The organism is Dyella sp. OK584, assembly GCF_057787755.1.
Map to the genome: position 1 here is coordinate 1,244,757 of NZ_CM173542.1, position 23,450 is coordinate 1,268,206.

A 23,450-nucleotide genomic window follows, 5' to 3' on the forward strand; every position below is an offset into this window, starting at 1 on the left:
CATGCAGCGCAGCGGGCGGTGGATGCTGTTGGTGCTATGGCTGGCGCTGCTGGCTGCACTGGGCGGCTTCGTCGTGCAACGTTTGCGCGTCAGCACCGACCTGCGCAGCTTCATGCCCGCACCGACCACGCCCGATCAGCGCCTGTTGATGGAGCAGATCGGTGAAGGGCCGGGCTCGCGCCTGTTGCTGCTCGCCATCGCCGGCAAGCCGGATGAGCAACTCGCCGCGCTGAGCCAGCAATTGGCGACCGCGCTGCGTAAAGACGCGCGCTACAGCCAGGTGCTCAACGGTAGCTTCGACATCGCCGCGCTCGACGAACAACTGCTGCCCTATCGCTACTTGTTGTCGCCCACGCTGGATACGCAGGCCATGGATGCCGCGTTCCTGCGCGACGAGTTGCAGCAAAGGCTGGATGATCTTTCCTCGCCCGCGGCAAGCCTGCTCAAAGGACTGCTGCCGCGAGACCCCACGCTGGAGGTGTTGAAGCTGGCCGAGCGATGGACGCCGCCGAAATCACCGGAGTTGCGCGAAGGCGTGTGGTTCTCGGCGCAGAACGAAGCCTTGCTGCTCGTGCAGACCCAGGCAGCCGGCTTCGATCCCGATGCGCAGGCGGCGGCTATCGACGGCATCCAGCATGTGTTCGACGCCTTGCCAAACCACCAGGGCGCCACGCTCGTGCTGAGCGGGCCCGGCTATTTCAGCGTGGTGGCCAACGCACAGACGCGCGGCCAGGCCGAGTTGATCGGCCGCGTGTCCACCGTGGGTTTCGTGTTGCTGCTATTGCTGGCGTACCGCAGTGTCAGCTCGCTGTTGCTGTCGGCGCTGCCCATCGCCAGCGCGGCGCTGGCCGGCATCGTGGCACTGGTGCTGCTGTTTCCGCAGGTGCACGGCATCACGCTGGCCTTCGGCTTCACGTTGCTGGGCGTGGCCCAGGAATATCCGATCCGTGTGCTCAGTCACCGGCGCGCCGGTGAGAACGCCGTGCAAAGCGTGCGCGACCTGTGGCCGCTGCTGCTCACTGCCATCGCCTCGGCGTGCATCGCCTATCTGGCCTTCTACGCTTCGGGCGTGAACGGCTTGAAGCAATTGGCCGTCTTTACGGTGACCGGTCTGCTCGTTGCCGGCTTCAGTACGCGCTATTTATTGCCCTATCTGCTGCCGGAACGCGTGCACGACGTGGCGGATATGCGCTGGCTGGTGCGTGCACGCGGGTTCGTGGATGCCTTGCCGCGACCGCGCTGGATACCGGCGCTGGTGGTGTGCGCCATTGTGGCGATGCTTGCTTTCGCACGGGGCTCGTTCTGGCAGAACGACCTCGCCGCACTGACGCCATTGCCGCAGGATCTGCTGCAGCGGGACGCGCGTCTGCGCGAGGCCCTTGGTGCGCCGGACGTGCGCTACCTGCTCGTCATGGAAGCCAAGGATGAACAAGGCGTGCTGGCGCTGTCCGAGCGCCTGGAGCCAGCCACCGATGCCCTGGTGGCAAAGCACTCGGTGGACGCCATCGAACTGCCTTCACGCTACCTGCCCAGCGAAGCGGTGCAGCGGTCGCGTCAGCAGAAGTTGCCTGAGCGCGCGATGCTCGCGCGGGCCTTGGAAGAAGCGCAACAAGGCCTGCCATTCCAGCAGAATCTATTCGCGCCATTCGTCGATGACGTACAGAAGGCGCGTGAGCTTCCGCTGCTCACCCCGGCTCGTTTTGCCGCGTCGCCTCTTGGCCAGCGCGTGTCCGCGATGCTGATGCAGCGCGGCGATCAATGGCTGGGCCTGGGCACGCTCAGCGGCGTGCATGACGTGGCGGCGCTGCAGAGGCTGGCACAGGGCAGCGGCGGATCAGTACGCCTGCTCGACCTGAAGGAGACGGCCGAGTCGATGGTGGTGGCCTACCGCACGCGCATTCTTCATGCGCTGCTGGTGGCTACCCTTTTGTTGGTGATCACGATCACCGTGGCATTGCGCAGCCTGCGTCGCGCCTGGCACGTGCTGGCGCCGATGACGCTGGCCACTTTCCTGGTGCTTGCCGTTGAGCGCGCGGCCGGTGTCGAAGTGTCGCTGTTTCATCTGGTGGCGTTGATTCTTGCCGCCGGTCTGGGTCTGCACTACGCACTGTTCTTCGAGCGCGACACCGGTGACGCGTCCGAACAGCGGCGCACGCTGCATGCCACGCTGGTGTGCGTGCTGTCGGCGCTACTGGTGTTCGGTATGCTGGCATGGAGTTCGATCCCGGTGCTGCGCGCTATCGGTCTGACGGTGAGCCTGGGAGTGGCCTTCCACTTCTGTCTCTCGATTTTCATGGCTCCGCATGCTCGCCAAGACTGACTGGGCGCATCTGATCCCGCATCAGGGCGCCATGTGCCTGCTCGATGCCGTGGTGACATGGGACGACACGACCATCCACGCCATCAGCGATGGCCACGCTCACGCGGATCATCCGTTGCGCAGCGAGGGCGGCTTGCATGCGGTGCACCTGGCCGAGTATGGCGCGCAGGCGATGGCCGTACACGGCGCGTTGCTGGCGCGACAGCAGGGAATCGTTGAGGCTCGTCCCGGGCGCCTGGTCAGTTTGCGTGACGTAGTGCTTTCTACGGAGTACGTCGACGTGCTGGATGGCCATCTGGACGTCCATGCGCAATGTCTGTACGCCGACGATGGTGGAGCACAATATGCGTTCCGGGTGGAGCATCGCGGTCGCGTGCTTGCCAGTGGTCGTTCCGCAGTCATCCATCCAGTCACCTGAGAGCGAGGTTTTCCATGTCGCAAGCCCCCGTTTCCCGCCGCGCCCTGGTGACTGGAGGCAGTGGCGATCTTGGCGGCGCCATCTGTCGTGCGTTGGCCGACGGTGGCTATCACGTGATCGTGCATGCGAATGCGGCGCTGTCGCGTGCCGACGATGTGGCTGCGGCGATTCGCGATGCTGGCGGCAGTGCGCAGGCGGTGGCTTTCGATGTCACCGATGGCAGCGCGACCCGACAGGCCATTGACGCGTTGTTGGCCGACGGTCCGATCCATGCCGTGGTGAACAACGCGGGCGTGCATGAGGACTCCCCCATGGCGGGCATGTCCGAAGATGCGTGGCGCCGCGTCATTGATGTTTCGCTGCACGGCTTCTTTCATGTGACCCAGCCGTTGCTGTTGCCGATGGCGCGGGCGCGGTTCGGGCGCATTGTGTCAGTCAGTTCGGTCGCCGCGCAGCTGGGCAATCGTGGCCAGGCCAACTATGCGGCGGCCAAGTCGGCGTTGCATGGCGCAACGCGTTCGCTGGCACGCGAGATGGCCTCGCGCGGCATCACCGCCAATGTGGTGGCGCCGGGTGTGATCGAAGGACGCATGATCGGCGAGGAATTTCCTCCCGAACGCATCCGCGAAATCGTTCCGGCGCAGCGTGCGGGCAAGCCCGAGGAAGTGGCCGCGCTAGTGGCGTTTCTGTGCTCGGACGCAGCCGCCTATATCAACGGCCAGGTGATTGGCGTGAATGGCGGCATGGCGTGAAACCGCTGCCCACGAAAGGTCAGGTTGCCGCGGTATCGAAAACAATCGGCTGCGACGCGCGCGAGCGGCGATAGCTGGAGACGACGTCACCGTGCCGGAACACCTGCCCGACGGTGTAGAAGGTGATGCGCGAGACATCGCGCACGGGGCTGAAATGACTGATGCGAAACTCGCCGTGATAGCGCGAGGCGATCGGCACCGAGACCACGCCCAAGCCCTTGTCGCGTGAGGCGGCAATGAGGATGGCCGCTTCGAATACGAAGTTTTCTGCGGGCAGGTCGACCAGGTCGAGCGCGGCGCGGGGATACCAGCGTTGCCCGCTTTGCGTATCGGCCACCGGTTGCGCACAGGCCCACGAGATACCCCAGTCCGCTACCGCGTTGGCGCGGCGACGGCCCTTGGGCTGCTGCTCGCGGTCGAGCAGGCGGGCGCCGATCACGATGTGATTGGGATAACGCTGGGCGGCGGCAGCGATACGCGGGATATCGCTGGCCATGTGTTGCCCATCGCCATCCATAGTGAGTACCGCATCGAAACCCTGGCGCACGGCTTCGCGGAAACCCGTGCGCAGCGCTTCACCCTTGCCGCTGCGTTGCGGATGCCGCAGCAGCGTCACTCGCAAAGCGCCCACGATTTCCGGCGTGCGATCGTCCGACCCATCGTCTACCACGATGACGGGCACACCCAACGCCAATACGGATTGCACCACGCCGCCGATCGCTGCCTCTTCGTTGAGGCAAGGGATCAACACGCACCAGCGGACATCGGATGTATTCAAGCAGGCGTCTCCAGGACAACGCGCAGAGCCAGGGTTTCAGCAGCGGCAACAGTGCATTCGCCCTCGCCACGGGCAAGATTCTGCATCAGCGGCCACGCAGAGGTGGCAGTCGGGTTGGCCTCGTGCCACGCGCCGGTGGGCGGTGCGGGGTGCAGAGTTTGGCCAGCGTGCGGCTCGAGCGTGAGGTTCAGTCGCATGAGGCTGCGACCATTTGCCTGCGGTGACAGCACCAGCGCGCAGCCGAACGACGTGCGCGAGCCAGTCATCTCGCCCACCGGGCCACTGCCAGCGATATCGCTGCACACCAGCAGCACGGGTCGCTGTTCGGCCTGGCAGAGCGTGGCCGCTTCCAGCAGGCCGGCACCGAAACTCGCATGGCCGGCACTGATCGCGCTGGACGCGGCGTGGCAGCCGGTGGCAATGGTCCAGTAGCCGGCGGGTGCGTTGTGCACGGAGTTGTGGAAGCGCGTGGGCGAGAGCTCAGTGGGCGCTTGCGCCAGCGTGGCGCACATGTAGTCGGAAATCAGCTGGTCGCCATAAGCGGAACTGAACACGCACAGCAATTCGTCTGGCGTGCGACCGCTCATGGCCACTGCTTGCCCGGCAACCTCGACGGCGAGCAGCACACTCTCCGGCGCGCGACGTCGTTCGTTGGCGGGCAGTGTGGCCGCGGGCGGTCGCGTTGGCGGGGCCGTGACGGCAGCGCCCTGTTCCAGTGCCTGCAGCGCGGCGAAATCGCCGAGCGTCGCCGACCACAGGCCGATACCTTCCAACTGGACTTGCAGCGCGCTCATGCCGGCGCACTCCCGAAGGCCAGGCACGCGTTGTTGCCGCCGAAGCCGAACGAGTTGCTCAACGCCACGTCGATGGGTCGGCGTTCGCTTTCCAGGGCGAACTGCGGACCACAAGCGGCATCCGGCGTGATGCAGCCAAGGTTGGCCGGCACCAGTCCGTGTTCGATGGCCTGCAGCGCGAACACGGCCTCGAGGATGCCCGCCGCGCCCAGCGTGTGGCCGGTAAAGCCTTTGGTCGAACTGGCGCGCGTGGTGCTGGGAAACGCGCGCGTTATCAGCGCCGCTTCCACTTCGTCGTTCTTGAGGCTGGCCGTGCCGTGCAGGTTGATGTAGTCGACCTGGTCGGGGTGCAGGCCGGCGCGCGCCAGCGCATCGCGCAGGGCAAGCTCGGCACCCAGGCCTTCCGGATGTGGCGTGGACATGTGGTGCGCGTCGCTCGATTCCCCATAGCCAAGCAGCCTGGGCGCCTGCGGGGCAGCGTTGACGCGCTCGAGCAACGCAAAGCCGGCCGCCTCGCCAATAGAAATACCGCGGCGCGCCTGGTCGAACGGACGGCACGGTTCGGGCGACACCAATTCCAGCGCGTTGAAGCCGAACAGCACGCTATCGCAAAGGGTATCCACACCACCGACCACAGCGGCATCGACCAGGCCCAGGCGGATCAGCCGCTCGGCATTGGCGAACACCTTGGCGCTGGAGGAGCACGCGGTGGATACGGTGAGGCAGGGGCCTTCCAGCCCCAGCGCTTCGGCCACGAACCCGGCCAGAGAATGTGGCGCGTGGATCAACGGGCGGCGCAGGTCGGGCGGCATGTGGCCATCATCGTCGAGGCGCCGGTAAGCCTCTTCGGTGGCGCCGATGCTGGCGGTGGAGGTACCCAGCACCAGCGCGACGCGGGCTGCGCCGTAACGCTGCCGTGCGTCCAGTGCACGGTCGAGGAAGCGGTCCTGGCGCAGGCCCAGCCATGCCAGGCGGTTGTTGCGGCATTCCCAGGAGGCGTGGGCGGCGGGTAGCTCGGCATCTTCCACGCCCTGGACACGACCTATCCAGCACGCGAGTGGCGCGCTGCTGAAGTCGTTCTGGCGCAAGCCGCCGCGGGTGGCGATCAGGGCTGCTACGTGGCTTTCGAGACCGTGGCCTAGCGCCGAAGTGGCCGTGTAGGCGCTGACGGCGAGGGGTTGGATCGGTACTGACATCGCGAGAGCCTAACGAGCGCCTGCCGCATTGCCTAGTCTGGACAAAGCGCGGTCGCGTTGGCGTTCATCTTCGCCCGATTGCGCCCCGATCCCCGGCTGAGCACACTTCCCTATCGGTTCGCGGACTGCCCTGCCCTTGCCTACAATCGTCGCTCCGCTCAAACGTGGTCCCTGGCGCTATCTGAGCGACCGGGACATCCTGCATGCGGCAGTAGTGACCCTGGTCGCACTGGTGTTGAGCCTGGGCCTGGTCTGGGTCGGCTATCTCATTCATGTCTGGCGCGTGGCGGCACGCAGCCCGCTGACTCTGCCCAGGCCCATGACCGTGCTGGTATTCGGCCGTCGGCTAGTGCATGACCAGCCCGAGGCGGACTACCAGCAGCGTCTGGGTCGGGCGTTGGCGCTGATGCGGGCAGAGCAGACCGATCACGTGCTGCTCTTGGGCGGGCGTAGCGGGGGCACTGTCAGCGAGGCCGCCGCCGGCCGTGACTGGCTGGCCGGCCACGAGTTGCCGCCTGGCGTGATCCTGCAGCTGGAGCAGGCGTCGGTCGATTCCCTGGAAAACCTTCGCCACGCGCGCAGCCTGCTGCAGGAAGAAGGCCCGGTGACGCGCGTGCTGCCGCCCGTGGCGCTTGTCACCAGCCGCTACCACCTCGCGCGCTGCCTGCTGCTGTCGCGCCGGCTGGGTTTCGAAAGCGTACCGGTGGCGGCCGAGCCGGCGCTGGTGCTTGATCGCCGCTATCTGCTCCGCCTGCTGACCGAATCGGGTTACCTGATGTGGATCGATGTCGGCGTGCGCTGGGCAAAGCTGATCGGTCACCGCCGCATCGTGGCGCGCATGAGTTGATCTACCACCACCTCGCGGCGCGACGCCGGGACGCATCGGTGGCGCCGGCGCGGCTTGATAAGCTTGCCGCGTTTTGTTCCCGACGATGGATCGCATCATGAGCCAGCAAGCCGACCTCGCTGAAACCTTCCTGCGCGAACTGCAGGACCGCATCTGCGCTGCCATCGAGCAGATCGACGGCAAGGCGCGTTTCGAAGAGGACGCCTGGACGCGCCCGGCCGGCGGTGGCGGACGCACTCGCGTGCTGCGTGACGGTGCAATCTTCGAGCAGGCCGGTGTGAATTTTTCACGCGTCTACGGCCACCAGCTGCCGCCCAGCGCTACCGCACATCGGCCTGACCTGGCCGGTGGCAGTTTCGTTGCCACGGGTGTGTCACTGGTGCTGCATCCACGCAATCCGCACGTGCCTACGACGCACGCCAACGTGCGCTATTTCGAGGCCAGCAAGGAAGGCGTGGAACCGGTGTGGTGGTTCGGCGGTGGTTTCGACCTCACTCCGTTCTATCCGCGCGACGAGGACGTGGTGCACTGGCACACCGTGGCGCGCGACCTGTGCGAGCCGTACGGCGGGGACGTCTATCCGCGCTTCAAGCAGTGGTGCGACGAGTACTTCTATCTCAAGCATCGTGCGGAGACGCGCGGCGTCGGCGGCCTGTTCTACGATGACTTGAACGAGGGCGGCTTCGAACGCTGCTTCGCCTTTACCCGCGACGTCGGCCAGGGTTTCCTCGATGCTTACCTGCCCATCGTCGAGCGTCGCAAGGACACGCCTTACGGCGAACGCGAACGCGAATTCCAGCTCTATCGCCGCGGTCGCTACGTGGAATTCAACCTGGTGTACGACCGCGGCACGCTGTTTGGTCTGCAGTCCGGCGGACGGACCGAATCCATCCTGATGAGCCTGCCGCCGCGCGTACGCTTCGAGTACGCGTACCAACCCGAGGACGGCTCACCAGAAGCGCGGCTGGGTGACTACCTCAGGCCGCGCGATTGGGTGTGAATGGCTGTTGATCCGTCATTCCAGCGTTCGCTGGGATGACGGAATCAAGCCATCGGTATTCACTCCGTCGGCATGTCACCGCTGAACTTCACCGGCGTCGCACCCTTCACCGCACCGATCGTGGCGCTGTCACTCACCTGCAGCACCACCTCGCGGCGGAACTCCAGCGTGCCCTGCACCACTGCGTGAGGTCCGATCACCACATGCGGCAGGCGGCTATTGCTGTTCCAGTTGAACCAGCCACCCGGCTTGTCCACGAGGATGCCGCCTTCCACGCGCGAGTTGGCACCCACGTTGATGTCGCCATTGACGGTCTGAATGCCACCCGCCACGTGTGCGGCATCGAGCCCGATGCTGCCGTTGACGTTACCGACTTTGCCGGCCACGTCCGCGCTCTTGCCCAAACGGATCGCGCCGTTGGTGGCGTCGATGGCGCCGGTGACGCGTCCGCCCTGGCCCAGCGTCACCGATCCGTTGACGGTATCGACGGCCGTGGCCTGGGCTCGGTCGCCCAGATCCACGGCGCCGTTCACCGTGCTGGCCTTCTGCACCACGGCGTTGTCGCCGATGTGCACCGCGCCGTTCACCGTGCTCACATTACCGGCGTGCTGGCCCGCCTCGACGCGTACGGTGCCATTGACCTTGTCGATATCATTGTCCGCCGCGAGTGCGGTCAGGGGCAGGGCCAGGGCGAAGGCGAGGGCTAGTGAATGTCGGCGCATGATGAACTCCGTGCATGTGTAGGTATTGACCAAGCCTAGGATGCTCCAGCAGAGCTCCGGGTTTAGCATGACCTTCGACAGGGGCCACTCCCGATTTGACGACGCCGGGGCGGAGCCTCACCATTTTAGGTTTCCCGTCGCGAATCCCAGCCATGTACAAGCTCGTACTCATCCGTCACGGCCAGTCCCAGTGGAATCTCGACAACCGCTTCAGCGGCTGGGCCGACGTGGATCTCACCGAACAGGGCAAGGCCGAGGCTGCTGAGGCCGGCCGCTTGCTCAAGGCCGAGGGCTACACCTTCGACGTCGCCCACACCTCCGTGCTCAAGCGCGCGGTGCGCACCCTGTGGGGCGTGCAGGACGCGATGGACCTGTTGTGGATTCCGGTGGTGACCGACTGGCGCCTCAACGAGCGCCACTATGGCGGGCTCACCGGACTCAACAAGGCTGAGACCGCGGCCAAGTACGGCGAAGACCAGGTCAAGGTGTGGCGTCGCAGCTATGACATCCCGCCGCCGCCGCTCGACCGTGCCAGCAACGAATCGGTGAACGACCCGCGCTACGCCTCGCTCGACCCCTCGATGATTCCCGACACCGAATGCCTGAAGGACACCGTGGATCGCGTGATGCCCTACTGGCACGACGTGCTGGCGCCGGCCATCCGATCGGGCCAGCGCGTGGTGGTGGCCGCGCACGGCAACTCGCTGCGTGCGCTGGTGAAGTACCTGGACAACATCTCCGAGGAGGAGATCGTCGAGCTCAACATCCCCAACGGTGTGCCGCTGGTGTACGAGTTCGACGCCAACCTCAAGCCGTTGCGCCACTACTACTTGGGCGACACCGACGCCATCGCCGCGAAGATGGCCGCCGTGGCGAACCAGGGCAAAGCCAAGTAATCCGCTTCGGTCCATCGCGGGTGACAGGCGTCACCTGCGATGGCTGCGCCGCGTCAGTCGTTGGCACCGATTCGAGTCGGTAAGCTCCAGGCAATTCACAGGGAGGCGACTTTCATGAACCCGAATATGATCTACGCGTTTCTGATCCCGCTGATGGCATTCGGCGTCTGGCGTCGCGTGCGCGGCAGCTTCGGGCGACAGCCGATCCGCCGCAAGCGGATGATTGCCCGCATCGTGATTCTCACGGTTGTCGGTGCCCTGCTCGCGTTGGGCGGCCTGCACAATCCCAAGCTGCTGGAAGGGCTGCTCGGCGGTTCGCTGGCTGGCGCCGCGTTGGGCACGGTGGGCTTTCGCCTGACCCGGTTCGAGCGCGATGCCAGCGGCAACGACCTCTACATTCCCAATGCCTGGATCGGTGGCCTGCTGGCCACGCTGCTGGTGGCGCGGCTGGCTTGGCGCTTCGTGGTGCTGATGCCGCAATGGCAGGACCAGGCGACGGCGCACCCGGCGCCGGCCATAGGAAACAGTCCGCTGACCCTGGCCATCTTCGGCCTGATGATCGGCTACTACATTTGTTACTACGCCGGCCTGCTGGTTCACCACCGGCGCTTCGAGCGCGCTCAGGCGACGGCCTAGAGCGCGTCGTTATCCAACTCGCCGGTACGGATACGGATCACCTGCTCCAGCGAACTGACGAAGATCTTGCCGTCGCCGATCTTGCCAGTGCGCGCTGACTGTTGGATGGCCTCCACCACGCGATCCAGCTGGTCGTCGGCTACGGCCACTTCCAGCTTGATCTTGGGCAGGAAGTCGACCACGTATTCCGCGCCACGGTAGAGCTCGGTATGACCCTTCTGGCGGCCGAAGCCTTTCACCTCGGTCACGGTGATGCCCTGCACGCCCACCTCGGCCAGCGCCTCACGTACATCGTCCAGCTTGAACGGCTTGATGACCGCAACCACCAGCTTCATGGGGGATTCCTCGAAAATCGTCGTGTGTCGGCAGGCTTGCCGTGGGCCGGCATTTTGCCTGTGTGAACCGGCGCCTGTCGCCTGGGCCATCACCGTGTAGGAGAATGCCTACAAATAGAAGCGGAGCAAGCCGATGGTGGCATTTACAGACATGAATCTACACTCAACCCCGACGAGTTCGAGGTGCTATCCATGATGGATAGGCAGGATATCGATCAACTTGCCCAGCGTCTTGTTTCGTTGGTTCCAACAGGATTGGCTCAGGCGCATCAGGATTTGCGCACCAACTTCGGCGATGTCCTGGCGCAGGGATTGCGCCGCCTTGATCTAGTCACCCGCGAAGAGTTTGAAGTCCAGAGCCAGCTCCTGGCGCGCACCCGCGCCAAGGTCGAGGCACTAGAGAAACGAATCGCAGATCTTGAGGCTGGTGCTGCTACCTGACTAACGGGGTGCGGCGCGGGCCCACGTCCCGGGAGCCGCCCCCGATCCGTCACCCTCACCCCGAGAACGATCGGGGGCGGCTATTTTCACCGCAGGCCGCGCAAGGGAGTTGCTCCGTGTCCGAACCTGGCAGCCACTCTCGTTCCCTAGCGTTGGTTCCATGAGCCTGGCCGTTACGCTCACCCGTGCCCAGGAAGGTGTGACGGCCCCGCAGGTGATGGTCGAAGTCCATCTGTCCGGCGGCTTGCCCGGCACCAATATCGTTGGCTTGCCCGAAGCGGCCGTGCGCGAGGCGCGCGACCGCGTGCGAGTGGCTATCCAGAACACGGCTTTCGAATATCCGAACCGCAAGGTCACGGTGAACCTCGCGCCTGCCGAGCTCCCAAAAGATGGCGGGCGTTTCGACCTGGCGATTGCGCTGGGCATTCTTGCCGCGGGTGGCCAGGTGCCGCGGGAGAAACTCGACGATTGCGAATTCCTCGGTGAGCTAGCGCTGTCCGGCGCGTTGCGTGGCGTCTCCGGCGTGCTGCCGGCGCTGCTGCGCGCACGTGCACGCGGGCGCCGCGTGGTGGTACCGAGGGCGAATGCCGCCGAAGCCGCGCTCGTGTCCGACGCTGATGTATTGGTCGCCGATACCCTGGCCGAAGTATGCGGTTGGCTGCGTGGCGCGCAGGATTTGACCCTGCCTGGAGAAGCGCCAGGCATTCCCCCGGATGTTTCAGGTCCCGACCTCATTGACGTGCGCGGCCAGCTGCAGGCTCGGCGGGCGCTGGAGATCGCTGCTACCGGCGGCCATCATCTACTGCTGGTGGGGCCGCCGGGAACGGGCAAGACCATGCTGGCGGAACGCTTGCCTGGCATCCTGCCGCCGCTGACCGAATCGGAGGCGCTGGAAAGCTGTGCCGTGCTGTCGGTGGCCGGACAGGCTGTGGATCCGACGCACTGGCGCAGGCGCGCATTTCGGGCACCGCACCACACCAGTTCGGCCGTGGCGCTGGTAGGCGGTGGCAGCATGCCGCGGCCCGGCGAAATTTCGCTGGCCCACAATGGCGTGCTGTTCCTGGACGAGTTGCCCGAGTTCGGACGGCATGTGCTGGATGTGCTGCGTGAGCCGATGGAGTCTGGGCATATCGTTATTTCCCGCGCGGCTCGGCAATCCACCTTTCCTGCCCAATTCCAATTGGTGGGGGCGATGAATCCGTGTCCTTGTGGCTACGCGGGCGATCCTCGCCAGCGTTGCCAGTGCACGCCGGATCAAATGCAGCGCTATCGCGGCCGCATTTCCGGGCCGCTGCTCGATCGCATCGACCTTGGCGTGCAAGTGCCGCGTGTGCCGTTGGGTGAGCTGGGAGCACCGCGTAGCGGGCATGACGAGGATTCGGCGACGGTGCGTGCCCGCGTGGTCAAGGCGCGCACTCACGCGCTGATGCGTGCCGGACGACCCAATGCCGAGATCAGTACGCGGGAACTGGAGCGCGACTGCGCACTGGGCTCGGCCGAGCGACGCTGGTTCGATGCGGCACTGGAACGACTGGGCCTGTCAGCCCGTGCCTATCACCGCACCTTGCGGGTGGCGCGGACCATCGCGGATCTGGATGGCGGCGCGGCGCTGTTGGACCGGGCGCATCTGGCTGAGGCTTTGACCTATCGCCGGTTCTGAAGCGGGCGTATTAAGCGGCCAGACAACGCGAGCCGAATTTTTGAACTGATGGGTATTGACATGTCCGGGCGCGAGCGTATTATCTGTACTCGCTAGTTCTTTATCGAACTCAGCCTGCCACCCCGGTATCGGCGCCCCCTCCCCCTCCCCCCGTCCGATACCGGGGTTTGGCCTCTCTCCTTCCCTTTTTGATTTTGCTTAGTGGTGGACGTCGCGACTGCGCGCGTGCTCCGATAGATCTGCCGTGGACGCTCGAAGGATCGTGCATGTCGTCTGATATCGGATGGCTGCTGGTGTGCATGTTGGGCATCGGTTTCCTCGCCCAATGGCTGGCGTGGCGAGTGAGGTTGCCGGCGATCCTCTTCTTGCTGCTGGCAGGCGTCCTGATGGGTCCGGTTGCCGGTGTGGTGCAGCCGGACAAGCTGCTGGGGCCGCTGCTGTTTCCAGTGGTGTCGCTCGCTGTGGCGTTGATCCTGTTCGAGGGCAGCCTGTCCCTGCGCTTTAGCGAGCTACCCGGCATCGGCGGTGTCGTGCGCGGGCTGGTCACCTATGGCGCGGTGATCGCGGTGCTGCTGCTCGCTGTGGCAGCGCACTATCTGGCGGGACTGAACTGGGAAGTGTCGCTGCTGTTCGGCGCGCTCACTTGCGTGACAGGACCCACGGTGATCGTGCCGATGCTCCGCACGGTGCGGCCGAACGAACGCATTGCCAACACGCTGCGCTGGGAAGGCATCGTGATCGATCCGCTCGGTGCGCTGTTTGCCGTGCTGGTCTACGAGGCCATCGTTTCGCATCAGCAGGGCCGCACTATCGGTGTGTTTCTCGCCGTGATCGCCTGCGGAACGATGATTGGCCTGCTCACCGCGTGGCTACTCGCGGCGCTGCTGCGTCGACAGATGATTCCCGAGTATTTGCAGAACTACGGCACGCTGGTCACGGTGTTGTTGGCGTTCTCACTGTCCAACGCGATCGCGCACGAGTCGGGCCTGTTGGCGGTGACGGTGATGGGTATTGCGTTGGGCAATATGCGCGGCGTGCACATCGACGACATCCTCGATTTCAAGGAAAACCTCACCACATTGCTGGTGTCGGTGCTGTTTATCCTGCTTGCCGCGCGGCTGCATTGGCCGTTGCCCGACGGCGTGCTGTGGTCGGGTATGGCGATCTTCATCGTGGCGCAGTTGGTGGTGCGTCCAGTGACGGTGGCAATCGCCAGCGTGGGCAGCACGTTGAACTGGCGGGAGCGTGCATTGATCGCATGGATGGCGCCGCGCGGCATCGTGGCGGCAGCCGTTTCCGCGCTATTTGCGCTGCGGCTGGAGGCACTGGACATGCCCGGCGCCAAGGCGCTGGTGCCGCTGGTGTTCATCCTGATCATCGGCACAGTGGTGTTGCAGAGCGCCACGGCGAGGCCGCTGGCGTTATGGCTCAAAGTTGCCGAGCCCGATCCGAACGGTGTGCTGATCTATGGTTCCGACCAGGTCGCCCGTGTAGTGGCGCGTGCGCTCGTTGATGCAGGCTTTCGAGTGATCGTGGCCGACGAGCATTGGGAAGGCATCCGTCGGGCGCGCATGGAAGGCCTGGCCACGTTCTACGGTCACCCAGGCACCGCTTTCGCCGAACGGCATCTCAATCTCACCGGCATCGGTCGCCTGCTGGCCATGTCGTCCAACCGCGAGCGCAACGCGCTGGTCTGCGTTTATTACCGACAGGAGTTTGGTCGCACTCGGGTCTACCGTCTGTTCAACGAAGGGCCGCAGGAGGCGGGCGATCGAACCCAGCTGGGCGGGCATCTGCTGGCGCCGCTGCTGTTTGGCGCGGACATGACCCGTGAACGATTCGCCGAGCGCATGACCGAGGGCTGGCGCATCAAATCGACACGGTTGACGGCCACCTTTGACTGGCCCCACTTCATCGAACAGTACGGCTCACCCACGGTGCTGTTGTTTGGCGTGGAAGAGAAAGGTGCATTGCGCGTGGCCTCGGAGAAGCGGGAACTCGAGCCGCGGCCAGGTTGGACGGTAATTGCGCTGGTGCCGCCGGAGGGCATCGCTCAGCCCGAAGGCTGAGTGCCCTTGCGTGCATGCGCAGGGAGCGCTGGACAGGGCCGCGCTCCCCACGCACGCGCCAGCATCCATGCCGACTCACGCAACGAGGTACAACCGGTCAGGCCGCGCTGGCCTGACGCGAGGCGTGGAACTGCGCCTCTTCGGTAGAACCCTTGAGCGCGGTGGTGGACGACTGGCCCTGCTGGATCGCCTGCGTCACCGCATCGAAGTAACCCGTACCCACTTCGCGCTGGTGCTTCACGGCAGTGAAGCCACGCTCGGCAGCGGCGAATTCCTTCTCCTGCAGCTCCACGAATGCGCTCATCTGACGGCGAGCATACCCGTAAGCGAGGTCGAACATGCCGTAGTTGAGGCTATGGAAGCCAGCCAAAGTGATGAACTGGAACTTGTAGCCCATGGCGCCGAGTTCTTTTTGGAACTTCGCGATGGTGGCGTCGTCGAGATTCTTCTTCCAGTTGAAGCTGGGCGAGCAGTTGTAGGCCAGCAGCTTGCCCGGGAATTTGGCATGGATCGCTTCGGCGAACTTGCGTGCCTCTTCCAGGTTCGGCTTGCTGGTCTCGCACCACACGAGATCCGCATACGGCGCGTAAGCGAGGCCGCGGCTGATCGCCTGGTCCAGGCCTGGGCGCACGCGGAAAAAGCCTTCCACAGTGCGCTCACCGGTAATGAACGGTTTGTCGTTGTCGTCGATCTCGGAAGTGAGAAGGTCGGCGGCATCCGCATCGGTGCGCGCCACGATCAGCGTGGGCACGCCGAGCACGTCAGCGGCGAGGCGTGCGGCGTTCAACTTGTCCACCGCTTCGCGCGTCGGCACCAGCACTTTGCCGCCCATGTGGCCGCACTTCTTCACCGAGGCGAGCTGGTCCTCGAAGTGCACGCCCGCGGCGCCCGCTTCGATCATTGCCTTCATCAGTTCGAACGCATTGAGCACGCCACCGAAACCGGCCTCGGCGTCAGCCACGATCGGCACCATCCAGTCGATATCGTCCTGGCCTTCGGCGTGGTGCAACTGGTCAGCGCGGAGCAGCGTGTTGTTGATGCGCTTGACCACCAGCGGCACCGAGTTGGCCGGATACAGCGACTGATCCGGATACATTTCGCCCGCGACGTTGGCGTCGGCTGCGACCTGCCAGCCGCTGAGATAGATCGCCTGCAGGCCGGCCTTCACCTGCTGCATGGCCTGGTTGCCGGTGAGCGCGCCGAGCGCGTTGACGAACTCGTCCTTGTGCAGCGACTTCCACAAGCGCTCGGCGCCACGGCGGGCGAGCGAGTGTTCCACACCCACGGTGCCGCGCAGACGCGCCACGTCCTCGGCGCTGTAGTTGCGCTGGACACCGTTCCAGCGGGGGTTGTTCTTCCAATCGAGAGCGATCTGGTCGGCGGTGGGCAGCGTGTTCTTCATGAGGTTTACTCCTGCATATCCGTAATGCGTGATGGCAACTGGGTTGCGGCTCAGAGCTGCGCGTAGGCGGCCAGGGTGAGGAAATCGCCGAGTTCGTCGGCATGAGTGAGTTGCTTGAGCAACGCTGCGGCTTCTTCCGCGCGATGGGCGGTGGGTCCGCCGCTTTCGCGCAGGCGATGCGTGTGCGTGGTGAGTGCGTGATCGAACAAGGCGAAGTCGATCGGCGCGTGATCCGTGAATTCCAGCGGACCCAGATGCAGCCATTGCCACAGTTGAGCGCGCGCGATCTCCGCGGTGGCGGCGTCTTCCATCAGGTGATGGATCGGCACACAGCCCTGGCCGTCGAGCCACGAGGCGGTGTAGCGCAGTGCCACCTCGACGTTATTGTCGAAGCCGGCGCGACTGATGCTGCCGCTGCACGGAGTGATCAGCTGGTTGCGCGTGACGTGCACATCCGCGCGCACCACGCTGAGCTGGTTCGGCGAAGGCATGTACTTATCGAATATTTCCTGCGCCACCGGCACCAGCGCCGGGTGCGCGACCCAGGTGCCGTCATGGCCGGCCTGCACTTCGCGTAGCTTGTCGGCGCGCACTTTGGCCAGCGCGGCCTCGTTTGCGGTTTCGTCGCCCTTGATCGGAATCTGCGCGGCCATGCCGCCCATGGCGAAGGCGCCACGGCGATGGCAGGTCTGGATCAATAGTTCCGAATAGGCCTTCAGGAACGGCACCGTCATCAGCACCTGGCCGCGATCTGGCAGCAGGCGGTCGCGATGGGTCCGAAAGGTTTTCAGATAAGAAAAAATGTAGTCCCAACGGCCGCAGTTGAGGCCAACCACGCGGCCACGCAGCGCGTGCAGGATCTCGTGCATCTGGAACACCGCCGGCAACGTTTCGATCAGCACGGTGGCTTTCATGCAATCAGGCGGCAGGTCCAGCGCCGCCTCGGTGGCAGCCATGACCTCGTTCCACAGCGCGGCTTCTTCCATCGCCTGCAATTTGGGCAGGTAGAAGTACGGGCCGCGATCGCGTGCCTGCAGCTTGCGCGCGTTGTGAAAGGCGAACAGGCCGAAGTCGACAAGCGCGCCGGCCATCGGCTCGCCATCCACAGTGATGTGGCGCTCAGGCAGGTGCCAGCCGCGCGGGCGCACCACCAGCACGGCCGGGTTGTCGTTCACGCGGTAGTGCTTGCCCTCTGGCGAGGTGTACTCGATCGAGCCGTTCACCGCGTCGCGCAGGTTGGTCTGGCCGTCGATCTGGTTGGCGAAGGTCGGGGCCGAGGAGTCCTCAAAGTCCGCCATGAACACCTTCGCGCCGGAATTGAGCGCGTTGATGATCATCTTGCGCTCGACCGGGCCGGTGATCTCCACGCGGCGATCGCGCAGGGCGGCCGGGATTGGCGCGACGGTCCAGTTGCCCTCGCGAATGGCGGCGGTGTCGGCACGGAAATCGGGCAGCTCGCAGGCGTCGTAGCGGGCCTGCCGGGCTTCGCGGGCGGCCAGCAACTCCAGGCGGCGGGCGTCGAACTGGCGATGCAGGTCGGCCAGGAAGGCGAGGGCATCGGCGCTGAGAATGGCGTCATGCCCGGGTCCGGTGGTGCCGTTGACCTGTGCCGGGATAAGAGCGAGGCGTTCCTTGGGGACGGCCATGGGGATTCTCCGTGATGACGATGGGATGACACTAGGTCACGGAGATTTGCTTTGACAAAGCAAATGTTTCAATCATTAATATTGCTATTCTTAATGTGTATCCCAACTCATTGAGTTTTAAGCAATGAAAAGCGCCGAAAACCGGATGAACAAAGAAAAAAAGCCGCGCCCGGCGTCTTCGAGGCGGCGAAGGGCTACTGATGCGGCGGAAAGCGACAGCGGCCGGTATTACTACAAGGGCAACCGCCAGAAGCAGATGCGGGCCTTCGTGTACACCGTGAAACTCGGCACCCTGACACGCGCTGCAGAAGCTCTCTTCTTGTCTCAGCCAACCGTGAGCCTGCAGCTGCAGGCGTTGGAGCGTGAGCTGGGCGTCAGCCTGATGGAGCGTCGTCGCCGTCGCATCAACCTCACCGATGCCGGCGAGGCCTTGTATGAACTGGCGCGGCCCCTGGTGGAGGGCTGGGAAAACCTGGACCGGGATTTTCAGGCCAAGGTGAAGGGACTGCAGGGCGGCCGGCTCACCATTGCAGCCGGCACCTCGACCATCCAGTACCTGTTGCCGGAGCTGGTACGCCGCTACCGCGAACAGTTTCCGGAGGTGCACCTGCAGCTGGCGAACGTCACCGGCAAGGACGGCCTGGCGCTATTGCGTGCCGACGAGGCGGATTTTGCCGTGGGTTCGATGCTCGATGTGCCCAACGACATCGCCTGGGCACCGGTGTACCACTACGACCCCATGCTGATTACGCCGCTTGATCATCCATTGGCGTCCAAGGCCGCGTTGACACTGCAGGATCTGTCGCCCTATGGCTTGATCCTGCCGCCACAACGCTTGTCCACCTACCGATTGGTGGATCTGGTGTTCCAGCAGCGACAAGTGCCTTATCGCGTAGCGATCGAGGTGGGTGGTTGGGATGTAATCAAGGAATACGTGGCAATGGGGCTGGGCATTTCCATCGTCACCGGTATTTGCATTACCGAGGCCGACCGCTCGCGTTTGGCCGTCCGAAACATGAAGCAGTATTTTCCGCAGCGCAGCTACGGTGTAGTGATGCGCAAGGGCAAGTTTCTCAGTGCGGAGGCACGCGCATTCGTAGATCTGGTGAAGCCGGGCTTGCTGACGCACCGCGATTACGACGAGTCGGGGCACTCGGAGCGTTGAGCGTTCTGTGTAGGAGCGCACCCTGTGCGCGACCGCGGCGAATGGGTGTTGCTGCTCCGTAGGATTGTCGCGCACAGGGTGCGCTCCTACAAAAAAGCATCTACGCCTGCCGTTGCAGTGCCAGCTTCGCGCCGAAGCCAAGCAGCACTGTGCCACACACGTGATCCATCCAGCCGCCGAGCTGCGAGCGCGTATGGAGCAGGTGATGGATTTGGCCACCCAGCACGCCAGCACCATCGACCAGATCGTGCCGGTGCCGATGAAGCTCAATCCGAGCACCAGCAGGCCCAGTTGCGGATGCGCCACCTGCATCGACACGAATTGCGGCAGGAAGGCGAGGAAGAACAGCGCCACCTTCGGGTTGAGCACATTGGTCAGCATGCCCTGGCGAAACGCTGCTGATAGACCTTTGCCGCGCGTGACCGTGGGTTGTCGAACACTGCCGCGTGACAGCAGCATGCGCAGGCCGATCCACACGAGGTAAGCAGCGCCCAGGTACTTCAGCACGCTGAAGGCGATGCCCGAGGTCATCAGGATCGCCGAGATGCCCAGCACCGCGGCCAGTGTGTGCACGATGCAACCAGCATTGATGCCCAACGCCGCCGCCACACCCACGGCACGACCTTCGCGACCGCTGCGCGTGAGGATGTAGAACGTATCCAGGCCCGGCGTGAGGTTCAGCGCGATGCAGGCGAGCAGGAAAGCGTCGAAGTGCAGGATGCCGTGCGATTCCATGGAGCTTAATCGTTGGCGTTGCGATGCTTGCCACGATATGGCGTGAACAGCTCGCGGATCTTCACCATGTCCGCGTCGTGATCCTCGGTGGCGCGCACTACGGGGCCGAACGTGAAGGTCTTGGTGGGATAGTCGATGAAGATGGTTTGAATTGGCACGTTGGCTTCGTGCGCGATGCGCAGGAAGCCGGACTTCCAGTGCGTGACCTTCTTGCGCGTACCTTCGGGCGTGATGCCCAGCCACATCCGCTCGCTGGTGGCGAAACGCTGCACCATCTGGCCCACCACATTGAGCGCGGCGCTGCGATTGATCGCAATCAGGCCGATGGGGCGCAGGATGATGCCAAGAGGGCCATCCAACACCTCACGCTTGACCATGATGTTGATGTCCACGCCCAGTCCGATCTTCATCAGCAGGCCGTAATAGCCGTCCCAATAGGACGAATGCGGCGCCCCAATCAGGATGAGCTTTGGCTCGTTGGGCAGTCCACCAAGCAGGCGCCAACCGCTCAGGCGCAGCAGCGTACGCGCGAGCCACGGCCAGAAACGACTATTGAGCCTGGGTGCTTCAGGCGGGGCTGCAGGGAGCAGCTGGGTGCTCATTCACGACTCCAGTCACGCGAACGCGTTTGTTTGATCTTGCCCCGCTGCTGCTTGCCAACGAGGCGGCGCTCTTTCGAGCCGCGGGTGGGTTTGGTGGCGACGCGCGGCTTGGGAGCGACCAGCGCGCCACGGATGATCTCGACCAGACGCTCGCGCGCATCTTCGCGGTTGCGGGACTGATCGCGAAACCGGCGCGCCTGGATCACCAGTACGCCGTCGTCGGTCAGGCGTCGGTCGCGTCGGGCGAGCAGGCGCTCGCGCACGGGTTCGGGCAGCGAAGGCGAGTGTGTTACGTCAAAGCGCAATTCGACCGCACTTTCGGTGCGGTTGACATGCTGGCCGCCCGGACCGTCGGCACGCAGGAAGCGCTCGGTCAGCTCGGTCTCGGGTACGACGATGGATCGGCTGATGGTGAGCATGTTGCGAAGTTTAGCGGGCGCGCATGATGCGCTGCCATGTCGCACCGCCGCATCAGCTGACCGGTAGGGACCAGCCGAACCGATCGAGCAGAGCCAGATAAGCCGTATCCAGTGGCGCTTCGATGCGCATGGGCTCGCCCGTGACCGGATGCGTGAAGCTCAGTCGCCAGGCATGCAGCAGCATGCGATGGCAGCTGAAGTACTGCTTGTACAGGCGATTGTGGTCACCGCGGCCGTGCTGGCAGTCGCCGATGATCGGGTGGTGGACGTGCGCCATGTGCTTGCGGATCTGGCGGAAGCGGCCGGTCTGTGGCTCGGCCAGTACCAACGCATAGCGCTGCTGCGGGTAGCGACCCAGCGCGATGGGTACTTCCACGGTCGCCAGTCGCTGATAGGACGTGCGGGCGTCGCGACGTGGACCGGTTTCGCGTGAGCCGGGCAGGGCGTAGTCGATCAGAGCTTCTTCCGGCTCCGGCCAGCCACGCACCACCGCGAGGTACTGCTTGTGCACGTTGCGGCCCATGAACTGCTCACCCAGTGCGGCCGCAATTTCGGTGGAGCGTGCGACCAGCAGCACGCCGCTGGTGGCGCGATCCAGGCGGTGTGCGAGATACGTGATGCCGCCTACTTGCTCGCGCAGCCGGTCGATCAGGAATTCCTCGGCGTTGCCCACCATCTTTGAGCGATGCACGGCGAGGCCCGCGGGTTTGTTCACCGCGATGAGTGCGTCGTCCTGGTAGAGGATTTCAAGCATGGATGAACTCTGGAAGGTGCATTCCCGTCGCGCCACGCATGGAAGAAGTCATCCCAGCGGCTCTCAACAGCCGAAGGGCTGGTCAAGCTGGGATGCAGTGTCTTTCAACCTCGCCGCACCGCCGAAAGTCGCTGGATCCCGGCTTGACCAGCCCTTCGGCTGTTGAGAGCCGCCAGGATGACGCGAGGCGGGAATTAGCGATGACGCGAGGTAGCGATCAGCGGCGGGGCCAGCCAATAAAGAAAGCGAGTAAGCCTGCGGTTGCGGCAATCGCAGCGGGCCACACGCCCTGCTGTGGCGCCTGCGTCCACAACACGGCACTGCCAATCAGCAAACTTCCGCCCAGCAGTCCAAACGCCAGCGAGCGCCGCGTGCGCTGCGCTTCTTCGTGTTGCTGTGTCAGTTCGCGCGGATCGCTCACGCTGCGCTGTTCGCCGCGGGCTACCTGGCGCAGCGCGTCACGGATCAGCTCCGGAAATTCCGGCGCAGCATGCAGCCACTCGGGCACCCGCTGGCGCATCGCGCGCAGGGTGCGCAAGGGGCTGTAGCGCTCGCGCAGAATGCGTTTGAGCACTGGGTGCGCCACCGCCCAGATGTCGATCTGCGGATCGAGCATGCGACCCACGCCTTCGATATTGAGCAAGGTCTTCTGCAGCAGGATCAGTTGCGGTTGCAGCGTGAGTTCATAGCGGCGCGCCGTCTGGAACAGCTTGACCACCAGTTCGGCCAGCGAGATCTGCGAGAGCGGCCGCGTGAAGTAGGGCTCGCACACTGTGCGCACGGCAGCCGTGAGTTCATCGATGCGCACGGTGGAAGGCATCCAGCCGGCGTCGACGTGCAGCTGCGCGATGCGCGCGTAGTCGCGCTCGAACAATGCGATGAAGTTTTGCGCCAGCCAGTACTGGTCCTCTTCCGGCAGCGAACCCATGATGCCGAAATCCAGCGCGATGAAGCGCGGCTCGCCCGGGCGCGCGGTGTCCACCCAGATGTTGCCGGGGTGCGCATCGGCGTGGAAGAAGTTGTCACGGAACACCTGTTCGTAGAACAGCCGCACGCCCTTCACCGCAAGAGCCTTGCGGTCGATGCCGACTGCATCGAGCGCGGCGATGTCGTCGCAGCTCACGCCATAGACGCGTTCAAGCGTCAGCACACGGGCGGCAGTGAGTTCCCAGTGCACGGAGGGCACGTACATATCCACGCCGCTTTCGAAGTTACGTCGAAGCAGGCTCGCGCTGGCGCCTTCGCGCTGCAGATCCAGCTCGTTCTCCAGCATCTTCTCGACTTCGGCGACCACGTCGAGCGGGCGGATCTTGTCAGCGTTGGGGTGCCAGCGTTGGGCTAGTTCACCCAGCGAGCGCAGCAGCTTGATGTCGCGTTCGATCTGTTTGTCGATACCGGGACGAAGCACCTTCACCACCACCGCGCTGCCATCGTGCAGCGTCGCCGCGTGCACCTGGGCGATGGAGGCGGACGCCAGTGGCGTTTCATCGAAACTCGCGTAGAGCTGGCCGATCGGCGCTTTCAGTTCCTGTTCGACGATGGCGCGCGCTTCGGTACCGGGGAAGGGCGGCACCTGGTCTTGCAGTTGCGAGAGCTCGTCGGCGATGTCGGTCGGTACGAGATCGCGGCGCGTGGACAACACCTGGCCGGCCTTGACGAAGATCGGGCCGAGATCGGTCAGCGCCAGACGCAACCGTGCGCCGCGTGAAAGGTCGCGCACGTCCACGCGCGGCCGCGCCACGAACGGGCGTACCAGCTTGAGCGGGCGGAACAGATGGGCAGCGTCGACGAGTTCGTCGAGCCGGTAGGCAAGCAGCACGGAGGCGACGCGTAGCACGCGCGGCACGACCTTAAGTGGCATCG

22 protein-coding genes and 1 pseudogene are annotated in these 23,450 nt (G+C 64.6%); 11 read left to right on the forward strand and 12 right to left on the reverse strand.

All coding sequences use genetic code 11. The features are described from left to right. The first annotated feature begins 1 nt into the window (after position 1). The 3 genes from AC3CBN_RS05555 to fabG are packed head-to-tail and all read left to right on the forward strand — an operon-like array spanning position 2 to position 3,490. Positions 2-2,320 (forward strand): MMPL family transporter, encoded by a 2,319-nt coding sequence (locus AC3CBN_RS05555; RefSeq protein WP_488635825.1) that lies wholly within the window; start codon positions 2-4, stop codon positions 2,318-2,320. Continuing rightward, positions 2,304-2,738, forward strand: coding sequence for a hotdog family protein (locus AC3CBN_RS05560; protein WP_488635826.1), 435 nt, complete (start codon positions 2,304-2,306; stop codon positions 2,736-2,738). The genes AC3CBN_RS05555 and AC3CBN_RS05560 overlap by 17 nt, the downstream gene beginning before the upstream one ends. 14 nt (positions 2,739-2,752) lie before the next feature. After that, positions 2,753-3,490: a 3-oxoacyl-ACP reductase FabG gene (gene fabG, locus AC3CBN_RS05565; protein ID WP_488635827.1), complete on the forward strand. Its 738-nt coding sequence runs from the start codon at positions 2,753-2,755 to the stop codon at positions 3,488-3,490. Positions 3,491-3,509: 19 nt separating this feature from the next. On the opposite strand, the gene AC3CBN_RS05570 is transcribed toward fabG, so the two are convergent. The 3 genes from AC3CBN_RS05570 to AC3CBN_RS05580 are packed head-to-tail and all read right to left on the reverse strand — an operon-like array spanning position 3,510 to position 6,258. Beyond that, positions 3,510-4,268 carry a glycosyltransferase family 2 protein gene (locus AC3CBN_RS05570; protein WP_488635828.1) on the reverse strand — a complete coding sequence of 253 codons (759 nt, stop codon included), beginning with the start codon at positions 4,266-4,268 and terminating at the stop codon, positions 3,510-3,512. Beyond that, positions 4,265-5,062: a beta-ketoacyl synthase chain length factor gene (locus tag AC3CBN_RS05575; RefSeq protein WP_488635829.1), complete on the reverse strand. Its 798-nt coding sequence runs from the start codon at positions 5,060-5,062 to the stop codon at positions 4,265-4,267. Before AC3CBN_RS05575 ends, AC3CBN_RS05570 begins: the two co-directional genes overlap by 4 nt. Further along, on the reverse strand, positions 5,059-6,258 hold the full coding sequence (locus AC3CBN_RS05580; protein WP_488635830.1) for a beta-ketoacyl-[acyl-carrier-protein] synthase family protein: 1,200 nt from the start codon (positions 6,256-6,258) through the stop codon (positions 5,059-5,061). Before AC3CBN_RS05580 ends, AC3CBN_RS05575 begins: the two co-directional genes overlap by 4 nt. Positions 6,259-6,394: 136 nt before the next feature. Between AC3CBN_RS05580 and AC3CBN_RS05585 the strand changes: the two genes are divergently transcribed. Both AC3CBN_RS05585 and hemF read left to right on the forward strand, forming a co-directional pair. Next, positions 6,395-7,105: a YdcF family protein gene (locus AC3CBN_RS05585; RefSeq protein WP_488635831.1), complete on the forward strand. Its 711-nt coding sequence runs from the start codon at positions 6,395-6,397 to the stop codon at positions 7,103-7,105. A 97-nt stretch (positions 7,106-7,202) separates the two neighbouring features. Continuing rightward, the gene (gene hemF, locus AC3CBN_RS05590) at positions 7,203-8,105 is read left to right on the forward strand and encodes an oxygen-dependent coproporphyrinogen oxidase (RefSeq protein ID WP_488635832.1); all 903 of its coding nucleotides are present in this window, start codon (positions 7,203-7,205) and stop codon (positions 8,103-8,105) included. A gap of 59 nt (positions 8,106-8,164) precedes the next feature. On the opposite strand, the gene AC3CBN_RS05595 is transcribed toward hemF, so the two are convergent. Beyond that, positions 8,165-8,827, reverse strand: a complete 663-nt coding sequence (locus AC3CBN_RS05595) for a DUF4097 family beta strand repeat-containing protein (RefSeq protein ID WP_488635833.1) — start codon at positions 8,825-8,827, stop codon at positions 8,165-8,167. A gap of 152 nt (positions 8,828-8,979) precedes the next feature. On the opposite strand from AC3CBN_RS05595, the gene gpmA reads away from it, so the two are divergent. Then, positions 8,980-9,723: a 2,3-diphosphoglycerate-dependent phosphoglycerate mutase gene (gene gpmA, locus AC3CBN_RS05600; RefSeq protein ID WP_488635834.1), complete on the forward strand. Its 744-nt coding sequence runs from the start codon at positions 8,980-8,982 to the stop codon at positions 9,721-9,723. A gap of 114 nt (positions 9,724-9,837) precedes the next feature. Next, entirely contained in the window at positions 9,838-10,359 is a 522-nt protein-coding gene (locus AC3CBN_RS05605) for a CcdC protein domain-containing protein (RefSeq protein WP_488635835.1), read from the forward strand. Here AC3CBN_RS05605 and glnK read toward each other — a convergent pair. After that, a complete protein-coding gene (glnK, locus tag AC3CBN_RS05610; RefSeq protein WP_243048302.1) occupies positions 10,356-10,694 on the reverse strand; it encodes a P-II family nitrogen regulator in 339 nt (112 codons plus the stop codon). The genes AC3CBN_RS05605 and glnK overlap by 4 nt on opposite strands. A 192-nt stretch (positions 10,695-10,886) precedes the next feature. On the opposite strand from glnK, the gene AC3CBN_RS05615 reads away from it, so the two are divergent. The 3 genes from AC3CBN_RS05615 to AC3CBN_RS05625 all read left to right on the forward strand — a co-directional run bounded on the left by AC3CBN_RS05615 (position 10,887) and on the right by AC3CBN_RS05625 (position 14,864). After that, positions 10,887-11,135 (forward strand): accessory factor UbiK family protein, encoded by a 249-nt coding sequence (locus AC3CBN_RS05615; protein ID WP_488635836.1) that lies wholly within the window; start codon positions 10,887-10,889, stop codon positions 11,133-11,135. A gap of 160 nt (positions 11,136-11,295) precedes the next feature. Then, positions 11,296-12,795, forward strand: coding sequence for a YifB family Mg chelatase-like AAA ATPase (locus tag AC3CBN_RS05620; RefSeq protein ID WP_488635837.1), 1,500 nt, complete (start codon positions 11,296-11,298; stop codon positions 12,793-12,795). Between the two features lie 266 nt (positions 12,796-13,061). Then, positions 13,062-14,864: a cation:proton antiporter gene (locus AC3CBN_RS05625; protein WP_488635838.1), complete on the forward strand. Its 1,803-nt coding sequence runs from the start codon at positions 13,062-13,064 to the stop codon at positions 14,862-14,864. A 97-nt stretch (positions 14,865-14,961) separates the two neighbouring features. Here AC3CBN_RS05625 and aceA read toward each other — a convergent pair whose 3' ends face one another. Then, positions 14,962-16,266, reverse strand: a complete 1,305-nt coding sequence (gene aceA, locus AC3CBN_RS05630) for an isocitrate lyase (protein ID WP_488635839.1) — start codon at positions 16,264-16,266, stop codon at positions 14,962-14,964. Between the two features lie 50 nt (positions 16,267-16,316). After that, the gene (aceB, locus tag AC3CBN_RS05635; protein ID WP_488635840.1) at positions 16,317-17,912 is read right to left on the reverse strand and encodes a malate synthase A; all 1,596 of its coding nucleotides are present in this window, start codon (positions 17,910-17,912) and stop codon (positions 16,317-16,319) included. Between the two features lie 145 nt (positions 17,913-18,057). Here aceB and AC3CBN_RS05640 point away from each other — a divergent pair, with 145 nt between their 5' ends. Then, on the forward strand, positions 18,058-19,077 hold the full coding sequence (locus AC3CBN_RS05640) for a LysR family transcriptional regulator (protein WP_488635841.1): 1,020 nt from the start codon (positions 18,058-18,060) through the stop codon (positions 19,075-19,077). A gap of 270 nt (positions 19,078-19,347) precedes the next feature. Here the strand turns inward: AC3CBN_RS05640 and AC3CBN_RS05645 are convergent. The 5 genes and pseudogenes from AC3CBN_RS05645 to ubiB all read right to left on the reverse strand — a co-directional run. Then, a pseudogene (locus AC3CBN_RS05645) lies at positions 19,348-19,812 on the reverse strand (LysE family translocator); the annotation flags it as partial. Positions 19,813-19,817: 5 nt separating this feature from the next. Then, positions 19,818-20,414, reverse strand: coding sequence for a 1-acyl-sn-glycerol-3-phosphate acyltransferase (locus AC3CBN_RS05650; protein WP_488635842.1), 597 nt, complete (start codon positions 20,412-20,414; stop codon positions 19,818-19,820). After that, positions 20,411-20,833 carry an alternative ribosome rescue aminoacyl-tRNA hydrolase ArfB gene (gene arfB, locus AC3CBN_RS05655; protein WP_488635843.1) on the reverse strand — a complete coding sequence of 141 codons (423 nt, stop codon included), beginning with the start codon at positions 20,831-20,833 and terminating at the stop codon, positions 20,411-20,413. The genes AC3CBN_RS05650 and arfB overlap by 4 nt, the downstream gene beginning before the upstream one ends. Before the next feature lie 52 nt (positions 20,834-20,885). Beyond that, complete coding sequence (locus tag AC3CBN_RS05660; protein WP_488635844.1) at positions 20,886-21,587, reverse strand: pseudouridine synthase; 702 nt, start codon at positions 21,585-21,587, stop codon at positions 20,886-20,888. 217 nt (positions 21,588-21,804) lie between these two features. Next, entirely contained in the window at positions 21,805-23,448 is a 1,644-nt protein-coding gene (gene ubiB / locus AC3CBN_RS05665) for a ubiquinone biosynthesis regulatory protein kinase UbiB (RefSeq protein WP_488636671.1), read from the reverse strand. Positions 23,449-23,450: the final 2 nt, after the last annotated feature.